The 16188-nt window shown below is 69.8% G+C and carries 17 protein-coding genes and 1 tRNA gene; 4 read left to right on the plus strand and 14 right to left on the minus strand.

The features are described from left to right. Positions 1–147: 147 nt before the first annotated feature. Both P2T62_RS18450 and P2T62_RS18455 read right to left on the minus strand, forming a co-directional pair. Entirely contained in the window at positions 148–699 is a 552-nt protein-coding gene (locus P2T62_RS18450) for a response regulator transcription factor (protein WP_276258486.1), read from the minus strand. Between the two features lie 119 nt (positions 700–818). After that, a complete protein-coding gene (locus tag P2T62_RS18455) occupies positions 819–3077 on the minus strand; it encodes a heterodisulfide reductase-related iron-sulfur binding cluster (protein ID WP_276258487.1) in 2259 nt (752 codons plus the stop codon). A 306-nt stretch (positions 3078–3383) separates the two neighbouring features. On the opposite strand from P2T62_RS18455, the gene P2T62_RS18460 reads away from it, so the two are divergent. Together P2T62_RS18460 and P2T62_RS18465 are read left to right on the plus strand one after the other, a co-directional pair. Next, complete coding sequence (locus tag P2T62_RS18460; RefSeq protein WP_276258488.1) at positions 3384–3992, plus strand: conditioned medium-induced protein 4; 609 nt, start codon at positions 3384–3386, stop codon at positions 3990–3992. A 66-nt stretch (positions 3993–4058) separates the two neighbouring features. Beyond that, positions 4059–4778 (plus strand): YIP1 family protein, encoded by a 720-nt coding sequence (locus tag P2T62_RS18465; protein ID WP_276258489.1) that lies wholly within the window; start codon positions 4059–4061, stop codon positions 4776–4778. 15 nt (positions 4779–4793) lie between these two features. On the opposite strand, the gene P2T62_RS18470 is transcribed toward P2T62_RS18465, so the two are convergent. The 7 genes from P2T62_RS18470 to P2T62_RS18500 all read right to left on the minus strand — a co-directional run bounded on the left by P2T62_RS18470 (position 4794) and on the right by P2T62_RS18500 (position 9405). After that, the gene (locus P2T62_RS18470; RefSeq protein ID WP_276258490.1) at positions 4794–5339 is read right to left on the minus strand and encodes a GNAT family N-acetyltransferase; all 546 of its coding nucleotides are present in this window, start codon (positions 5337–5339) and stop codon (positions 4794–4796) included. Then, positions 5339–6154, minus strand: coding sequence for a GNAT family N-acetyltransferase (locus tag P2T62_RS18475; protein WP_276258491.1), 816 nt, complete (start codon positions 6152–6154; stop codon positions 5339–5341). The genes P2T62_RS18470 and P2T62_RS18475 overlap by 1 nt, the downstream gene beginning before the upstream one ends. Beyond that, a complete protein-coding gene (locus tag P2T62_RS18480; RefSeq protein WP_276258492.1) occupies positions 6154–6723 on the minus strand; it encodes a GNAT family N-acetyltransferase in 570 nt (189 codons plus the stop codon). Before P2T62_RS18480 ends, P2T62_RS18475 begins: the two co-directional genes overlap by 1 nt. A 77-nt stretch (positions 6724–6800) precedes the next feature. Beyond that, complete coding sequence (locus P2T62_RS18485) at positions 6801–7250, minus strand: hypothetical protein (RefSeq protein ID WP_276258493.1); 450 nt, start codon at positions 7248–7250, stop codon at positions 6801–6803. A gap of 171 nt (positions 7251–7421) precedes the next feature. Further along, complete coding sequence (locus P2T62_RS18490) at positions 7422–7727, minus strand: DUF8028 family protein (RefSeq protein ID WP_276258494.1); 306 nt, start codon at positions 7725–7727, stop codon at positions 7422–7424. A 281-nt stretch (positions 7728–8008) separates the two neighbouring features. Continuing rightward, positions 8009–8482: a DUF8009 family protein gene (locus tag P2T62_RS18495; RefSeq protein WP_420028385.1), complete on the minus strand. Its 474-nt coding sequence runs from the start codon at positions 8480–8482 to the stop codon at positions 8009–8011. Positions 8483–8508: 26 nt separating this feature from the next. Further along, positions 8509–9405, minus strand: a complete 897-nt coding sequence (locus P2T62_RS18500; protein ID WP_276258496.1) for a pantoate kinase — start codon at positions 9403–9405, stop codon at positions 8509–8511. Between the two features lie 259 nt (positions 9406–9664). On the opposite strand from P2T62_RS18500, the gene P2T62_RS18505 reads away from it, so the two are divergent. Then, positions 9665–11179: an MATE family efflux transporter gene (locus P2T62_RS18505; protein ID WP_276258497.1), complete on the plus strand. Its 1515-nt coding sequence runs from the start codon at positions 9665–9667 to the stop codon at positions 11177–11179. Between the two features lie 92 nt (positions 11180–11271). On the opposite strand, the gene P2T62_RS18510 is transcribed toward P2T62_RS18505, so the two are convergent. After that, on the minus strand, positions 11272–12123 hold the full coding sequence (locus P2T62_RS18510; protein ID WP_276258498.1) for a thioredoxin domain-containing protein: 852 nt from the start codon (positions 12121–12123) through the stop codon (positions 11272–11274). A 142-nt stretch (positions 12124–12265) separates the two neighbouring features. On the opposite strand from P2T62_RS18510, the gene P2T62_RS18515 reads away from it, so the two are divergent. Then, a tRNA-Arg gene (locus P2T62_RS18515) sits at positions 12266–12338 on the plus strand. Positions 12339–12465: 127 nt separating this feature from the next. Here the strand turns inward: P2T62_RS18515 and P2T62_RS18520 are convergent. From P2T62_RS18520 to P2T62_RS18535, 4 genes are all read right to left on the minus strand, one after another. Continuing rightward, complete coding sequence (locus tag P2T62_RS18520) at positions 12466–12987, minus strand: ester cyclase (protein WP_276258499.1); 522 nt, start codon at positions 12985–12987, stop codon at positions 12466–12468. After that, positions 12984–13214, minus strand: a complete 231-nt coding sequence (locus P2T62_RS18525; RefSeq protein ID WP_276258500.1) for an Lrp/AsnC ligand binding domain-containing protein — start codon at positions 13212–13214, stop codon at positions 12984–12986. Before P2T62_RS18525 ends, P2T62_RS18520 begins: the two co-directional genes overlap by 4 nt. A gap of 237 nt (positions 13215–13451) precedes the next feature. Continuing rightward, a complete protein-coding gene (ppsA, locus tag P2T62_RS18530; protein ID WP_276258501.1) occupies positions 13452–15752 on the minus strand; it encodes a phosphoenolpyruvate synthase in 2301 nt (766 codons plus the stop codon). A 272-nt stretch (positions 15753–16024) separates the two neighbouring features. After that, the gene (locus P2T62_RS18535; RefSeq protein ID WP_276258502.1) at positions 16025–16186 is read right to left on the minus strand and encodes a hypothetical protein; all 162 of its coding nucleotides are present in this window, start codon (positions 16184–16186) and stop codon (positions 16025–16027) included. Positions 16187–16188: the final 2 nt, after the last annotated feature.

Consider the following 16188-nt stretch of genomic DNA (forward strand, 5'->3'; position numbering starts at 1 on the left):
GTTCACTAACCGCAACTAAGGTCCATAATACGCTTTGACGGTGTCCTAGGTGACGTGGCATGGTGGTGGCGTGCGTGAACAGCACTCACGGCCGCGTGGGAAAGAGGATGTCGTCTGCGGGCCGGCCGGATGTCGGGTCGAGAGACCTCAGTCGTCGGCGACCGGCTGGATGCCGACCTGCGAGCGGCGCTCGGCGACCATCGCCTCGAGATGCCGGATGCGGTTGCAGAGCCGCTCGAACCGGCCATCTCCCGCCAGCCGACGCTCGGACTGCTCGAGCTGCAGGACGTTTCGCTTCACCCGGAGCGACCCGAGTTCGATGCGGAGCTCCTCGTACGTGCTGCGCTCGCGGAGCCGCTCGACGGTCCCCACGAGCGTCTCCCGGTCCACGGGCTTGAGCAGGTAGTCGTCGAACCCCATCTCCAGGATGTCCATCTCGGGGGTGACCCCCGTCACCATCGCGACCCGCGCATCGAGCCCCCAGTCCCGGAGCGTCACCAGCACCTCGTCACCGGAGACGTCCGGCATGTGCCGATCCAGCAGGACGACATCGATGCCGCCCTCGGCCAGTCGTTCCAGCGCGGGCTCCCCACCGTGGACCACCTCGACCTCGTAGTCGACCCGGAGCCAGTCCGCATACAGGTCAGCCAGCAGTGCGTCGTCCTCCACCACGAGGACCTTGGGATTGTTCGGCGCCATCCTGACTCACTCACGGCTACCACCCAGGGTATATTAATCCGGTAACAGCAGTTTCTGGCCCTGAAAAGCGTTCTCACGGCGTGAGAAGACCCCGGAAGAATCCGAGCGCCGGGGAGGGATCAGTCGTCCGCGGGAGTCGGACCGCCGGCCTCGCCGGCCGCCGTCGCCGTCGGGCCGCCCTGCTCGATGGCCTCGATGAGCAGTTCGGAGATGTCGACGATCTCGATGTCGTCCTCGAAGTCCCCGGTCTTGCGCCCGTCCTCGTACATCGTCATGCACATCGGGCACGCCACGACGAACTTCTCGACGGCCTGGCCCGCCTCCGTATCTTCGAGTGCCTCGCGGAGGCGTTCCTCGGAGGCCTTCTCGTCCTCCTCGTGCTCGAGCCAGAGCCCGCCGCCGCCGCCACCGCAGCAGTAGGAGTTGTCGCGGTTGCGCGGCATCTCGTGCAGGTCACACCCCGTCGCACGGATCAGTTCGCGCGGCGCCTCGTACTCGTCGTTGTACCGCCCGAGGTGGCACGGGTCGTGGTACGTGACCGTGTAGTCCAGTTCCGTCCCGGACAGCCCGAGCGCGTTCCGCTCGACCAGTTCCTCGACGACCTGGGTCCAGTGCAGCACGTCGACCTCGCCGTTCTGGTTCCAGCCCTCCTCGATCTCGAAGGGCATCATCGGGTCGTCGGCGAACTCGTCGAAGTCGACCTCCGGGTACTCGTTCTTGAACGTGTTGTACGAGTGCGGGTCCGTACAGACGATCTTCTCGAAGTCACACTCCTGGAACGAGTCGACGTGATGGCCCGCCAGTTCGACGTAGAGGAACTCCTCGCCGACACGCCGGATGTCGTTCCCGTCGTACTTCTCGTCGTCGAACAGGATACCGAACGAGACGCCCGATTCCTCGAGCAGTTTCGCCAGCGAGCGAGCCACCTTCTTGTTCCGGTCGTCGTAGCTCGGGTAGTCGCCGACGTACCAGAGGTACTCGACCTCCTCCTCGCGGGCGTCGGTGACGTCGAACTCCAGCTCGTCGGCCCAGTCGGCGCGCTTGCGCTGGCTGTTCCCGAACGTGTTGCCCTTCTGCATCACGTTCTGGAACACCTCCTGCAGCGAGGGCTGGATGTCACCCTGGTCGGTGAGCTGGCGGTTGAGCCGGGTGAACGACTTCAGATGCTCGATCTCGACCGGGCACGCGTCCATACAGGCCATACAGGCCATACAGGACTCCATCGTCTCCGCGTCGATGACGCCGCCGGACTCGGCGACGATCTCCTGCTCCTCGCCCGTCCGATCGACCTCCTCTCGGTACTGTTTGAGGTCGAGGATGACGTCACGGGGGTCGAGGTTGCGACCGGAGGCGTTCGCCGGGCAGACCGACGAACAGCGGCCACACTTCGTGCAGGCGTCCTGGTCCAGCATCTCCTTCCAGGAGAACTGGTCGATGGACTCGGCGCCCGTATCCGCATCGAGGTCGGCGGGGACACCGGGGAGTCGCTTGCCGGCCTTCTCGTCGCGCGTGACCACGTTCGCGAACGAGGAGATCATGTGGAACGGCTTCGCGTACGGCACCGCCGCCACGAAGAGGAACGCCAACAGCGCGTGCGACCACCAGCCGACCGGGTAGAGTGCCTCGGCCGCGCCGACGGACTCGCTCGGGCCCATCCCCATCGCCTGGAAGGTGCCGTTCAGGACGTCGGCGACGAACCAGCCGACGAACGAGACCTGCTCGAAGGAGATGAACTGGACGGCACCGTTCTCGACGCTCGCGGTGCCCAGGATGCGCAGACCCTCCTGGATGTAGCCACCGACCCCGAGCAGGAACAGCGACCAGACCAGGAACCCGTCCTCCCAGGAGGTGTGCTTGCCGTGCAGCCGGTCCTTCCGGGTCACGTAGCGCCGCCAGAGCGCGATGCCCAGACCGACGACGAACAGCAGGCCCATGAAGTCCATCACCAGCGAGTACGAGAGGTAGAAGTCACCGACGAAGAACGACTGGCGCTCGCCGGTGAACAGCATCGTGAGGTTCCGGAAGAAGTCGATGTCGATGGCGATGATGGTCGTCCCGATCAGCAGGGTCAGGAAGCCCCACAGGATGAACGCGTGCATCACGCCGCCGACCAGATCGCGGTTGAACTGCTTCTCGTTGGAGCCCACGATCTTCGCGGCCTCGACGATGCGTCCCGGGAGGTCGTCCAGCCGGTCGAACCAGTCCTCGGTGCCACGCCCGTACCGGGCGAACCGGTCGTACACCCCGTAGGCGAAGACGAAGATCGTCACAGCGGCGAGGTAGTAGAACACCACCTCACCCGTATGTGAGATCTTCCAGAACGTCGGCCGGGTGGTCACCCCGGAGTCGACGCCCGCCTGGAGTAGCGTCCACGTCATACGGCGGAAACGGATGCCTGTATGGTTAAGTCTTGTCAACCGCTCGCACCCGCTCCGTTGCCGTCTTTCGCGCTAAATTCCAGCACATCTTCCGCTGTAAAACCAGTAGCGAACGGGGGATTTATCTCGTGGGTCCCCGTGGCGGCCAGCCCCCACTCACGCGATGGAAGCGACCCCGTCCGTGCGGTCGCAGCGGGCGCCGGCTGTCCGGTCGGGGCGGCCCCGTCCGGCCGGGACTGGACGCGTGCCCGACGGTCGGGAACGGCCCCACAGAACTAAATAGCGCGGTCGTTTCGGCACCAAATCATGGACGAGAAGACGGAGGAGCTGCGGGATATCTTCGAGGAGGTGACCGGGGAGGAGACCGTCACCGAGACCCAGGAGGAGTCGCCGGGGACGCTCGCGGGCGGGGACGACGAGGAGGTCGCCGAGCGGCTGGCCGCGGTGGTCGCACGGATGCGCGAGAAGTACACGTTCGACACCGACCTCACGGACGCCGAGTACGCCCGCCTCGTCCGGGGCTACTACGAGGGCGAGGACGACACCGACATCGCCGGGGCACTCGATGTCGACCGTCGCGACGTGGTCCGGGCGCGGCTGGACGTCCACCTGGTCCGCGACCGCGACCGGGACGCGCCGTTCGAGCTGAAGCGGCTCCGGCGGCTGCTGAACGAGGACCGCGGGACGAGCGAGATCGCCGAGGAGCTGGAGGTGTCGGCCTCGACGGTCCGACGCTACCGGCGCGTCGTCGAGACCGAGACCGAGATCCGCAGCGTCTCCGCCCGCTACCAGGCCGACTTCGAGGACGTCCTCACCGACGCGGGAATCAGCAACGTCATGACCAGCGACATGAAGGAGGACGGCCTCGAGGACGCCACCGAGGGCGCCGAGGCCGAGAGCGACATGTCGCTGTAGCTCCCCGGGCACCTCCGACCGTCTCCGCCACCGAGTTTTTGAGCCGCCCGTCGATACGGCCGAGCGATGTCCCCGCCACGCACCCCCCTCCGCCACCCCGACCGCTACTTCAGCGAGCGGACGGCCAGCACAGGCCGCGGCATCGCCGTCAGCCTCCTCACCATGCTGGTCCTGCTGGTCGGTGTCTACACGCTGGGCTGGGTGTTCGCCGCCAACATCGACGGGACCGTCACCGTCGACAACCCCGCCTACCCGGGGGACGCGTTCTGCGACGGCGACTCACCGGGGGAGTTCACACCGCACGGCTGTGACGAGCCGAAGCGGGTCGAGCGGAACATCGACCACTTCATCTGGCAGGCCGTCGGGAACGTCGCCGGCCAGCTCGCCATCGGCCTGCCGCTCGTCCTGTTGCTGGTCGCCGGTGCGCTCCACGCCGGGACGTGGCTCGCGAACGGCGAGGGCCCGTTCGGCCGTACCCTCGCCGTCGCGGCCTGGGGACTGGTCCCGACGCTGGTCGGGATGGCGGCCACGCTCCTCGCGCTCTGGCTCACCTTCGACCCCATCACGGTCGGTGACGGCTACGACCCGGCGACGCTCCGTGACCAGGCCATCGCGCAGCTGGACACCATGCGGCTGGTCGGCCAGGCCAGCGGCGTCCTCACGATGGCCTGGGGAGGCGCCATCTGGGGATTCGGGCTGTCCCACGAACGCCACGTCTCCGGGGCCGCAGCCGCCGCGGTCGCCGTCGCCGTCGCGGTGCTGTTCCTGGGAGTGGGCCTGGTGTGACTCCCGTGTCGGGGGCTACCCGTCGTAGCCGTCCCACTCCTCCCGCAGCAGCCCGTACCGGTAGGTGTCGTACCAGGCGCCCTCGATGTAGATGGCCTCGCGCTCGACGCCCTCGCGGACGAAGCCCAGCTTCTCCATCACGCGCTGCGAGGGGCGGTTCGGCTCGAAGACGCCGGTGTTGAGCCGGTGGAGGTCCAGCTCGTCGAACGCCCAGTCGATGGCCAGCGCGGTGCCGCGGGGGGCGTACCCCTCGCCGTGGTGGTCGGGGTGGATCCAGGCCCCCATCCAGGCGCTGGCGTTGACGTGGTCGATGCGCCAGACCCCGATGTGGCCGACGGGCTCGTCGGGCGCACAGATGCAGAACCCGGCGCCGTCGTCGTTGTCGGCGTACTCCTCGAAGGAGCTCTCGACGGCGTGCAGGTTCTTCGGCTCCGTGTTCCGCAGGAGCTGACGCACCTCCGGCCGGTTCGTCACGTCGCGGACGAACTCGTGGTCCTCCTCCTGGCGCGGCCGGAGCGTCACCTCCCCGTCGTCGGTCGCGCGGAAGACGGGCCCCGGCATCACCGCTCACCTCCCTGGCCCGTCGCGCGCTCGTCCGTCTCGCCGTCGGCCGCGCTGCCGTCGCCACCGTCGCCGTCGGTCGCGAACGGCCGGTGATGACCACGCTCCTCGGCGGTCGCGCCGGGCGGGCTGCCGGGGAGGCCCCGGGTGGTGTCCGAGCGGTCGAACCAGTCCTCGGCCAGCAGCGAGTACGCCACCACGTCGACGTGCGCGCCGTCGACGCGTTTCGCCTCGCGCCGGGTCTCCCCGACCCGGAAGCCGACGTTCTCCAGGACCGCACGGGAGGCGTCGTTGCGCTCCAGCGCCCGGGCCCGGACCTTCGTCAGCCGGAGTTCCTCGATGCCGTAGGCGACCAGTTCCCGGATGGCGGCGGTTGCGTAGCCCTGCCCCCGGTACTCGGGGGCGACCGTGACCGACACCTCGCCGTGCCCGGCCGGCCGCTGGATGTCGAACAGCGAGACGTAGCCGACCGGCTGCGGGGTGAGCGGTTCGTCATCCGGGTCCGCGCTATCAGCGCCCTCGTCACGGTCGTCCGCGCCGTTCGCGACCGTTCCGCCGTCGGTCCCGAGCGCTTCGGTCGAATCGGGGTCGTCGTGGGGGACGATCAGGAACTGCGCGCCCTCGTCGTCCGTGTCGGTCTCGGAGACGTGCTCCTCGAACCACGTCTCGAGGTCGACATCGGACTCAGGTCGGGTGAACGTCACGCCGTGGCGGATCTCCGGGTCGTTCCGGAGCCGCGCGAGGAACTCGAGGTCCTCGCGTTCGATGGTGTACAGCGCCACCTCGTCGTTCTCGCGGAACGGGGCCCCCGGCATCAGGCGTCACCTCCGCGGTCGAGGGCCGCGTCGGCGCCGTCCCACTCGCGGGCCAGCATCGAGTAGCGCGCGACGTCGACGTGCTCGCCGTCGACGTACTTCTCCGCGGGCTGGATGCCCTCGAGCTGGAACCCGAGCCCCTCCAGCGTCGCGCGACTGGCCTCGTTCTCGACGGTGGCACGGGCCACGATGGTGTTCAGCCGGCGCTCGGCGAACAGGTAGTCCAGCATCAGCGCGGTGCCCTCGGTGGCGTACCCCTCGCCCTGGTGGTCGGGGGCGACCCAGGCGGCGAGTTCGGCGGTGCCGTGGTCGGGGTCGATGTCGAAGCCGATGACGTTGCCGACGGGCTCCCCGCCGTCGCGGGTGACGACGAGGAGGCCGACGCCGGAGTCGTCCTCGGCGTGCTGTTCGTGTCGCTTCTCGGCCTGCGAGCGGGTCTGCGGGAAGGCCGTCGTCAGTCCCCATCGGACCTCCGGGTCCATCGTGTGTTCGTGGAGGAAGTCGATGTCCTCCTCGTTCGGGGGGTGGAGGGCGACGGTCTCGCCGCGGCGGAACGCGGGACCTGGCATGTCCCGAACTCCCGGTCGCAGTGACTAAACGCTTCCCTGAAACTGAGACACGTAGTCATACTGAGAGGTCGCCGCCGTCAGCGCTCCTCGGCTGCCGGCGGCCCGGTGTCGTCCGTGCGTCCGGGTCCGACCCCGCCGCCGTCGTCGGTCCCGAACGGGTCCGTCGAGGCGGCCGCCACGGCGTATCGCTCGCGGGCCTCGGCGGCCGGAGTGTCGGTCTCGACCAGTTCGGGGGCCCGCGTCGATGTCCCGTCGGGCGACCGCCGGGCAGCGTAGAGCATCACGATGCCGACGAGCACCGTCCCGACGGCGGTGACGGGCGTCGGGCCGAGGACGATGACCGCCGCGGCGCCGGTGAGGAGCGTCACGACCACCGCTGCGGCGACGGCGAGGCGGCGGCGGCGCCGTATCTCCTCGTGGTGGGCCGCCACCACGCGCTCGCCCACGCCCGCGGGAACGAGGCGTACGGTGTCGGGCCCGTCGCTGGGGAACCGCAGGCAGTCGACCCGGTCGAGGGCATCGCTCATGCTCCGGAACACGGAGGGCGAGCGCAAAAACGCCGGGGGACGAGCGGCTGGCTCACGGCCGGAGGGTAGCCGGGAACGGCGGAGCGGTTGGAGGGAGGCCGGTTGGAAAGCAGTGGGGTGGAGGGCGATTGGAGGGCGGTTGTCCGACCCGGGTCGCGTTCGAGTCGTCGGCTACCGTGCGTTCGAGTCGGTGCGCTCCTCGGCGGGCTCGCCCACCTCGTGGCCGTGCCCGAGCACGAGGACGAGCGCGTTCACGAGCAGGAGGGCGACGAACGTCGAGAACTCGCTGCCCGTGAGTCCGCCCAGCAGGAGCGGGACGTAGAGGAACGGCATGGCGACCGCGGACCAGAAGGCGGTCGCCTGGAGCAGCGGCCGGACGTGGTCGACGGCGGTGCGGAGGCCGCGGCGGAGGTGGTCGGCGATACGGGTCGGGGAGGCGTCGGCGGGGGGCCAGAGCGACGGGCTGTTCGTGGACATCGTGCTTCACTCACCCCATGGCACGACACCAGCATATAACCGCGAGAGCCTTCGTTTCGTTTCGGACCTTTCACCGCGGATGAACGGACCTTTACGGACCTTTTACGAACACCTCAGAAACAGTTAGAAGTTTTATCGAGCCCTCTGAACAGTCCTATCCGATATCTCCGACCGCTACCTGCTGCTATATATCCCTCCGGTACTCCCGCCGCCGTCCGGCGTCTCCCCGACGCGCCGCGCCGTGGCGGCGCCACAGGGTGTATCCCCCGCGGCCGGGCCGCCTATCCCAGCAGCGAGATCGCGACCGTCACCGCACCCGCGGGCGTCTCGACCGTCGCCTCGTCCCGGACGTGGTCGCGGACGGCCGCACGCCACGTCTCGACGCGCCGCTCGTGGCAGGAGCGATGGCGTTCGGGGGTGTACTCGGCGTCGGGGGCCGACCGGAGGGCGTCCTCGGTGGCGTCGACGCTCGGGAAGGCGGGCGCGTCGTCGTCGAGCAGTCGCTCGGGGGCGATATGGAGCGGCCGCGGCGCCTCGTCGTAGTCGCCCTCCGCCCCGGCGAGGTGGAGGCGGGCGCGCATCCGGCCCGCGAACGGCGGAGTCACCCGGAGGACGGCGCCCGCGTCCCGGCGGGCGTTGGCCTCCAGCGCCGCCAGCAGGTCCTCGGTGGTGATCGCCAGCGAGCGGATGCTGGTCGGGTCGTCCTCGGACACGTCCGAACCGTCGGTCCGCCGGCGCTTCAGCGTGTCGCCCATCGCGGACCGCGGACGGAGCCGGACCCCTACCAGCCGTCGAGCGTGAGGTGCGCGCCGGTGGGGTGGATCCGGCAGACGGCGGGGTCGTGTCCGGCGTCCGAGAGGCCGGTCCCGAGCGCGAACACGGTCTCGCCGAGCATCGCCATCGACGCCGACCCGTCGGCCTCGCTCACGTCGAGGACGACATCCCGGACGCGGTCGGTGAGGAGTTCGGCCTCGCGGGCGAATCGACGCGAGGACCGGACGAACCGCTCGAGCGTCGGCTCCTGGACGAGCGCGGAGAGCGCCCGCTGACCGGCGTGGCTCAGCAGGTCCGTGTCGCCCGACAGGACCGCCTCGGTCGAGAGTTCCCCCAGCGTGACGTACTCCACGCGCGAGCGGGCGGGGATGCCGTCCATGAAGCCCTGCCCGGGGGCACCGGGTTCCAGACGGACCGGGACCCCCCCGCGGGCCTGCGCGACCACGTCGCCCAGCCCGGTCCCAGCCTGCACCTCGGCACCGTGAGCGACCGTGACGAGTTCGTTCTCGGAGAGCTCGCGGTCGAAGACGGCGTTCGCGCAGAGGGCCGTCCCGAGCGCGAGCGCGCCGCTGACGCCGAACCCGGAGGCGAGCGGGACCTCCGAGCGGGCCCGCACGTGCGCGCCGTCGACGCGGAGCGCCCGCAGGACCCGCTTCGGTGCGGCGATGTCCAGCGACTCGCCGTCGAGCGTGACCTCGTACGTCCCGGGCGTCGCCGGTTCGACCCGGACGGTGACGCCGTCCGAGAGCGCGAGGCCGGCGCCGGTCGACCCGGCCTCCGTCGGGTCGTCGGCAGGTTCGGCCGTGAAGAAGCCCGTCACGTGCGCCGGGACGAACGCCGTCGGCGTGCGGTCGGCGTCGATGCCGCTCCCGACCTGCAACGGACGGTCGGCGGTGTCGCTCATGGCCACGCTCCGGGGCCCGGCCTGTTAACGCTCACCCTCCGCATCTCCGGCGAACAATCCACTGAAACCGCATTTTGACCTCGAAAGGGCAATTCTCATGAAGAAAATACAACTTTTATCGTCTAACTAGCATCTTCAGCGATAACCAGACGCTACGAGCCACGGGACGGCTCTTGGCCCGCCGCCGGTGGCGCGACGACAGCGACGGGCCGTCCGGCGAAGGAACAGACACATACGGAGCCCCACCGTTCCCCCGTGGGTGCAGCCCTCCGAGGACACCATCACCGAGGGTGGCCTGGCGCGGCCGCTCTTCGGGCTGGCGTGGCCCATCGTCGTCACCCAGCTGCTGCAGGTGGCCTACAACATCGCCGACACGCTGTGGCTGGGGCGCCTCTCGGCGGAGGCGGTCGGCGCGCTGAGCCTCGCCTTCCCCCTCGTGTTCCTCGTCCTCTCGGTCGGCGGCGGGTTCACGGTCGCCGGGTCGACGCTGGTCGCCCAGCACACCGGCGCCGAGGCCGGCAAGACGGCGGAGGGAACCGACACGACCGGCGATTCCGACACCGGCACGAGCGCGGGCGAGGTCGCCGGCCAGACGCTCGCGTTCGTCACGCTGCTGGCGACTGGCCTCGGGGCGCTGGGGTTCCTCGGTGTCGTGCCGCTCCTCTCGCTCCTGCCGGCCGACGCCGCCACCGCGAACGACGTCGTGCCGCTGGCCGCCGAGTACATGCGCGTGTTCTTCATGGGGACGCCGTTCCTGTTCGGCTTCTTCCTGTTCTCGGCGCTGATGCGGGGCTACGGCGACACGCGGACCCCGATGCTGGTGATGGCGCTGTCGGTGGCGCTGAACGTCGCGCTCGACCCCGTCCTCATCTTCGGCTGGTTCGGCGCGCCGCGTCTGGAGGTCGCGGGCGCGGCCTACGCGACGGTCATCTCGCGGGGACTGGCGACGGTCGTCGGGCTCTACATCCTGTTCCGGACGACCCGAGGGCCGGACGTCGCGCTCGAGCACCTCCGGCTCCAGTACGGGCGGGTCCGCGAGATCGTCGCCATCGGAACGCCCGCCGCGCTGGAGCAGTCGACCAGCGCGCTCGCGATGGTCGCGCTGACGGGGATGGTCGCCGCCTTCGGCCCGCCCGTGGTGGCGGCGTACGGGCTGGGCAACCGGCTCATCTCGCTCGTCTTCCTCCCCGCCATGGGGCTGGGGCGCGCGACGAACACGATGGTCGGGCAGAACCTCGGCGCGGGCAAGCCCGAGCGCGCCGAGCGCGCGGTCGGACTCGCGGTCGGTGCCGCGGCCGCCGTCATGCTCGGGGTGGGCGTCGTCGCGCTGCTCGCGGCGCGCCCGGTCGTGAGCGTCTTCATGACCACGGGCACGGCGACGGCCGAGGCGACCATCGACCTCGCGACCGAGTACCTCCGCATCCGGGCCGTCGAGTTCGCCTTCATCGGCGTCTTCCAGGTCCTGCTGGGCGCCTACCGGGGCGCGGGCAACACCCGCACCGCGCTCGGGTTCTCGCTCCTCGCGCTCTGGGTGGGCCGGGTCCCGATGGTGTACGGGCTGGCGTTCCTCGCGAGCATGGGTGCGACCGGCATCTGGATCGGGATGACGACCGGGCATATCCTCGGGGCGCTCGCCGCGGGGCTCTGGTTCACCCGGGGGACCTGGAAGGACGCGGTCGTCGACAGGCGGGAACCGGCCGGCGGCGCCACCGAGCCGACCGAGGCGGACCTCCCCACCGAGGAGGGCCGCACGGGCAGCGGGACCGAGCAGTAGTCGGGACACCCGCGAACGGAGCCGTAATCGGAGCCTCTCGGAACGGAACCCGCAGGGACGGCGGCGCGGACGCCGACGCGCCGCGGGCCCGTTCAGCCGCCGTCGGTCCGGAGGCGCTGGCGCTCCCGCTCGCCGTCCTCGGATTCGACACCCGGCTCGACCGTCGACTCGGTGCCGGTCACGCGCCGCACCGCGGCGGTCGCGTCGTCGTCGACGACGCGTGGGTCGGGCGCGACGCGGGTGACCGCCGGGGTCGCATCCGCGGCGACGTGCCGTGGAGTGGCCTGCACCGACCCGGTCGTCGTCTCGCGGACCTCGGTCGGCCGTTCGAGGAAACTCGGGAGGACACGGGCGTCCGGGCGGTCGGCGGCGTGGGCGGCGACGTGGCGTGTCCTGACGGTCCCGTCGGGGTCGACGCCGAAGACGCCGGCGCGCTGCCAGCGCGTGCCGCTCGGTGGGTGGGCCGTCGTCTCCCCCCGGCGTGCGCGGCGCCGGGCTCGCAGCACCGCCGGCCGGAACAGGTAGCCGACGCCACCGAGGCCGAGTCCCCACGCGGCGTACAGTTCGCGCCCCTCGTCCACGACGACGTGGAGGTTCTCGGGGCCCGCACCATCCCGGTCGTCGCTCTCGACTGCGTCCACGGTCCGGACCCCGGAGCGGTCCAGGCCGAGCGCCCCGCACCACGCCGTCGCCGCTGCCGGGTCACCGTGCGTGACCGCGACGAACGCCACATCCCGGTTCTCCCGGGCGGTCTCCCGGAGCGACCCGAGCAGCCGCTCCCCGAACACGTCGCCGGTGTGACCCAGGAACGCGACCACCCGCGGCGTGCCGGGAGCCACGTGGGGGCACTCGGGCGCGGCGTCGCCGATGGCCGGCACCTCGGCCGGGGCCGGGCCGTCCGGCCGACGGAGGCTGGCGAGCCGCGACCGCAGTGAGCCCATCATCGCGAACCGCTACAGAACGGAGCACAAAGTGCTTGTCCCGCGTGTACGACGCCTGTCGGACGCGTGCAGGCGCGACAGCGTGGTTCGGGTTCCGCGCCGGAGTGGTAACGGTTAAACGGGGGACTCCGCTACCGGACGACGAGGGCCCGTAGCTCAGCGGACAGAGTGCCAGGTTCCGGACCTGGTTGTCGGGGGTTCGAATCCCTCCGGGCTCGCTCCTGCGACGAACGGACGTGAGGAGCGGAGCGGTCACGAGGGATTCGAATCAGGGAACGGAGCGAGCGCCAGCGAGCGGAGTGACTGTGGTGAGAATCCCTCCGAGCTCGCGTTTCGCTCCGGAACTCAGTCCAACAGTTCCCGCCGCACCTTCGTCAGCCCGTTGAAGCCCGTCATCAGCGCCCGGTCGCCGAGCGAGTCCTCGTCGGGGAGCAGGCCGACCTGCCGGGCGAAGGTGAGCCCGTCGTAGTAGATGGTGTTGTGACTCAGGAGCTTCTCGCCGTCGCGGACTTCGAACTCCATCACGTCGACGCCGCGGAAGTCGAGTTCGGCGCCGGTCGGCTCGATGCCCTGGAAGGGGCCGCCGTCGAACGTGCCGGTGAAGCGCCACTGCCCGATGGCGGTGTCCTCGTCGACGGCGTGGACGGTCTCGGTCTCGAAGGTCGAGTCCGGGACGGCCGCGAACAGCTCCGCGAAGAGGTCCCGCAGTGCCGCGCGGCCGTGGAAGGTCCCCAGGACGAGGAACTCCTCGACGAGGTCCTCGTGGACCATCTCGGCCATGGCGTCCGGGTCCCGGTCCCGGACGTGGCCGAAGTACTCCCGCGCCAGCTCGGCCGCCGGCCGTGGGTCGTCGCCGTTCCCACTCATTCCAGGCAGACGTACGTCTTCGTGTCCGTCACGCCCTCGATGGCACGGATGGCGTTCGACGCCGAGTGGAGCACGTCGTACACCTCCTCGCCCTCGGCCTCGACGACGAGGTCGAAGTCCCCGGCGACGACGTTCGCCTCGGTGACACGCTCCAGTTCGAGCACCGCCTCCAGGGTCGACTCGGCGTAGCCGGCCTCGGCCTTGACCATGATGAACGCACGGACCATACCCGCAGTTCGACGACCGCCATCCTAAACTTTCGCCCGCTGAGGCCCGCGGTGTCCAGCGAGACATCGCCGTCAGGGAGTCGACCTGCGAGTCCACCGGCGCGTGGTCCCGCTGGGGGGTGCCCTGTCGGACGGCGGCTGGAACGGATGCAGAAGGGATGGTGCAGAAGGGAGCGAGAGACAAGGGGTCGATTTCCGCGAGGGGCCCAGTGCAGCCACCGGGATCGGGGGTCCTCTCTAGCGGACGGAGTCGAGCAGCAGCTTCTGCTCGACGCGCTTGACCTCGTGCTGGACATCACGGACGGCGTCGATGTTGGCCGAGATGGAGGAGACGCCCTCGTTGACGAGGAAGCGCGCCATCTCCGGCTTCGAGCCGGCCTGGCCACAGATGGATGTCGAGACATCGTGCTCGCGGCAGGTCTCGATGACCGTCGCGATGAGCTCCAGCACCGCGGGGTGGAGCTCGTCGAACCGGTCGGCGACGTTGCCGTTGTTCCGGTCGACCGCGAGCGTGTACTGGGTGAGGTCGTTCGTCCCGAAGGAGGCGAAGTCGATGCCGTGCTCGATCATCGACTCGACCGTGAGTGCGGCGGCGGGCGTCTCGATCATCACGCCCCAGTTCTGCTTCTCGGGGTCGATGCCGGCCTCCTCCATCAGGGTGCGCGCCCGGAGGACGTCCTCGGCGTCGTTGACGAGTGGGAGCATCAGTTCGACGTTGTCGTAGCCCATCTCCCAGAGCCGGCGGAACGCCTCCAGCTCGTGGGCGAACACGTCCGGCCGGTCGAGCGAGCGCCGGATGCCCCGATACCCGAGCATCGGGTTGTGCTCGTGGGGCTCGTCCTCGCCGCCCTCGAGCTGGCGGAACTCGTCGGTCGGGGCGTCCAGGGTGCGCACGCGGACGGGCCGGGGGTAGAACTCGTCGGCCACGCCCCGCACACCGCGGACGATCTCGTCGACGTAGGCGTCCTCGCCGTGGTTCTCGATGTAGTGCTCGGGCGTCTCGTTGGTCGAGAGGATCATGTGCTCCATCCGGAGCAGGCCGACGCCGTCGGCGCCGGTCTGTGCCGCCCGCTCGGCGGCTTCGGGGATGGAGACGTTCACCTTGACCTCGGTCGCGGTCATGGGCTTGACGGGGTTCTGCGGCCGCACCTCGTCCAGGCGGTCCTCCTTGGTGGTCTCCTCGTCGACGGTGCCCTCGGTGATGGTCCCCTTGTCGCCGTCGATGGTGATGAGCTGGCCGTCGCCCAGCACCTCCGAGCCGGTGCCGGTGCCGACCACCGCGGGGACGCCGAGTTCGCGCGAGACGATGGCGGCGTGGGAGGTCATCCCACCCTCGTCCGTGACGATGCCGGCGGCGCGCTTCATCGCGGGCACCATGTCCGGCGTCGTCATCTCGGTCACGATGATGTCACCCTCGCCGACCTTGTCAAGCTGGTCGAGCTTGCGGACGACCCGCGCCGCACCGCTGACGATGCCCGGCGAGGCGCCGAGACCCTTGAGGATGACGTCGTCGTCACCGTCGCCGCTCCCGTCACTCACCGCATCGGCACCCGCCCCGGCGCTGGCGTCGCTGATGGTCGTGATGGGCCGGGACTGGAGCATGTACACCTCGTCGTCCACCATCGCCCACTCGATGTCCTGTGGGTCGTCGTAGTGGTCCTCGGCGCGCTCGCCGATGTCGATGAGCATCTCGATCTCCTCGGCCTCCAGCACCTGCGCCTCGCGCAGTTCCTCGTCGACCTCGCGCTCGATGGTCGACCCCGTCTCGGGGTCCTTCTCCATCATCGTCTTCTTGTCCGCGATGGTGGCGTCGAGGATCTCGCCCGTCTCGCGGTCGATGACGTAGTTGTCCGGCGAGACGGAGCCGGAGACGACGGCCTCACCCAGCCCCCACGCGGCCTCGATGATGATCTTCGGTTCGCCCGTCGAGGGGTGCGAGGTGAACATCACACCGGACTTCTCCGCGTCGACCATCCGCTGGACGACGACCGCGATGTCGACCTTGTCGTGGGCGAAGCCCTGTTCCTGGCGGTAGTAGATGGCGCGCTGGGTGAACAGCGAGGCCCAGCATCGCTTCACGCGGTCGACGAGGTCCTCCTCGGTGATGTTGAGGAAGGTCTCCTGCTGGCCGGCGAAGGACGCGTCCGGGAGGTCCTCCGCGGTGGCCGAGGAGCGGACGGCGACGAACGCCTCGCCGTCGTCGAGGTCGGCGTAGGCGTCGAGGATACCCTGTCGGATGTCCTCGGGCATCTCCGTCTCGAGGATGAGTTCCTTCGCGTGGGCCTCGGCCTCCGCGAGCGCCGTGGAGTCCTCGGCGTCCACGTCGACGGCAGCGAACAGTTCCTCGTCGATGCCGGTCGACTCGATGAACTCGCGGTAGGTGCCCGCGGTCACGACGAACCCCGGAGGGACGGGGAGTCCAGCGGCGGTCATCTCCCCGAGCGAGGCGCCCTTGCCGCCGACCAGATCGAGGTCGTCGGACCCGATCTCGTCCAGCCAGAGGACGAACTCGTTCGCACCCGCGTCCGGTGTAGCCATTTGGTCGTTACCTTGCCAGCCCCGGTGATAGGTGCTTCGTTACTCCCGCGTCAGCTGGCTCGCCCGGAAGTGCCGAATTCGGAGGGAACGGGACTCATCAACCGGAAGTAGCTTCCGACTCCGGTCAATTCGATCGGCCACGCGTTTATTTGGCACGGTGCCACCGTTAGGCCGACTGTAACTTTCCCCGTCACCCCCCACAGCCAACCGCGAGACCCGACTGTCCCGGACGATTCCACTGGCCGGGCGTTCACACCGAGGGCGGCCCGACCTCACCACGGAAGGATCTCCGGCACGCCGATTCCGGCCGCGGACAGCACGACGAACGACAGGAGCAGGTACACCAGCAGCACCAGCGCGTTGCGCTTGTGGGCCCCGGGCGCCATCCCCGGAATTATATTGCCGATGAGAGCGGGTGGAATCCGGGGGCGCATTC

Source organism: Haloglomus litoreum, assembly GCF_029338515.1.
Lineage (GTDB): Archaea > Halobacteriota > Halobacteria > Halobacteriales > Haloarculaceae > Haloglomus > Haloglomus litoreum.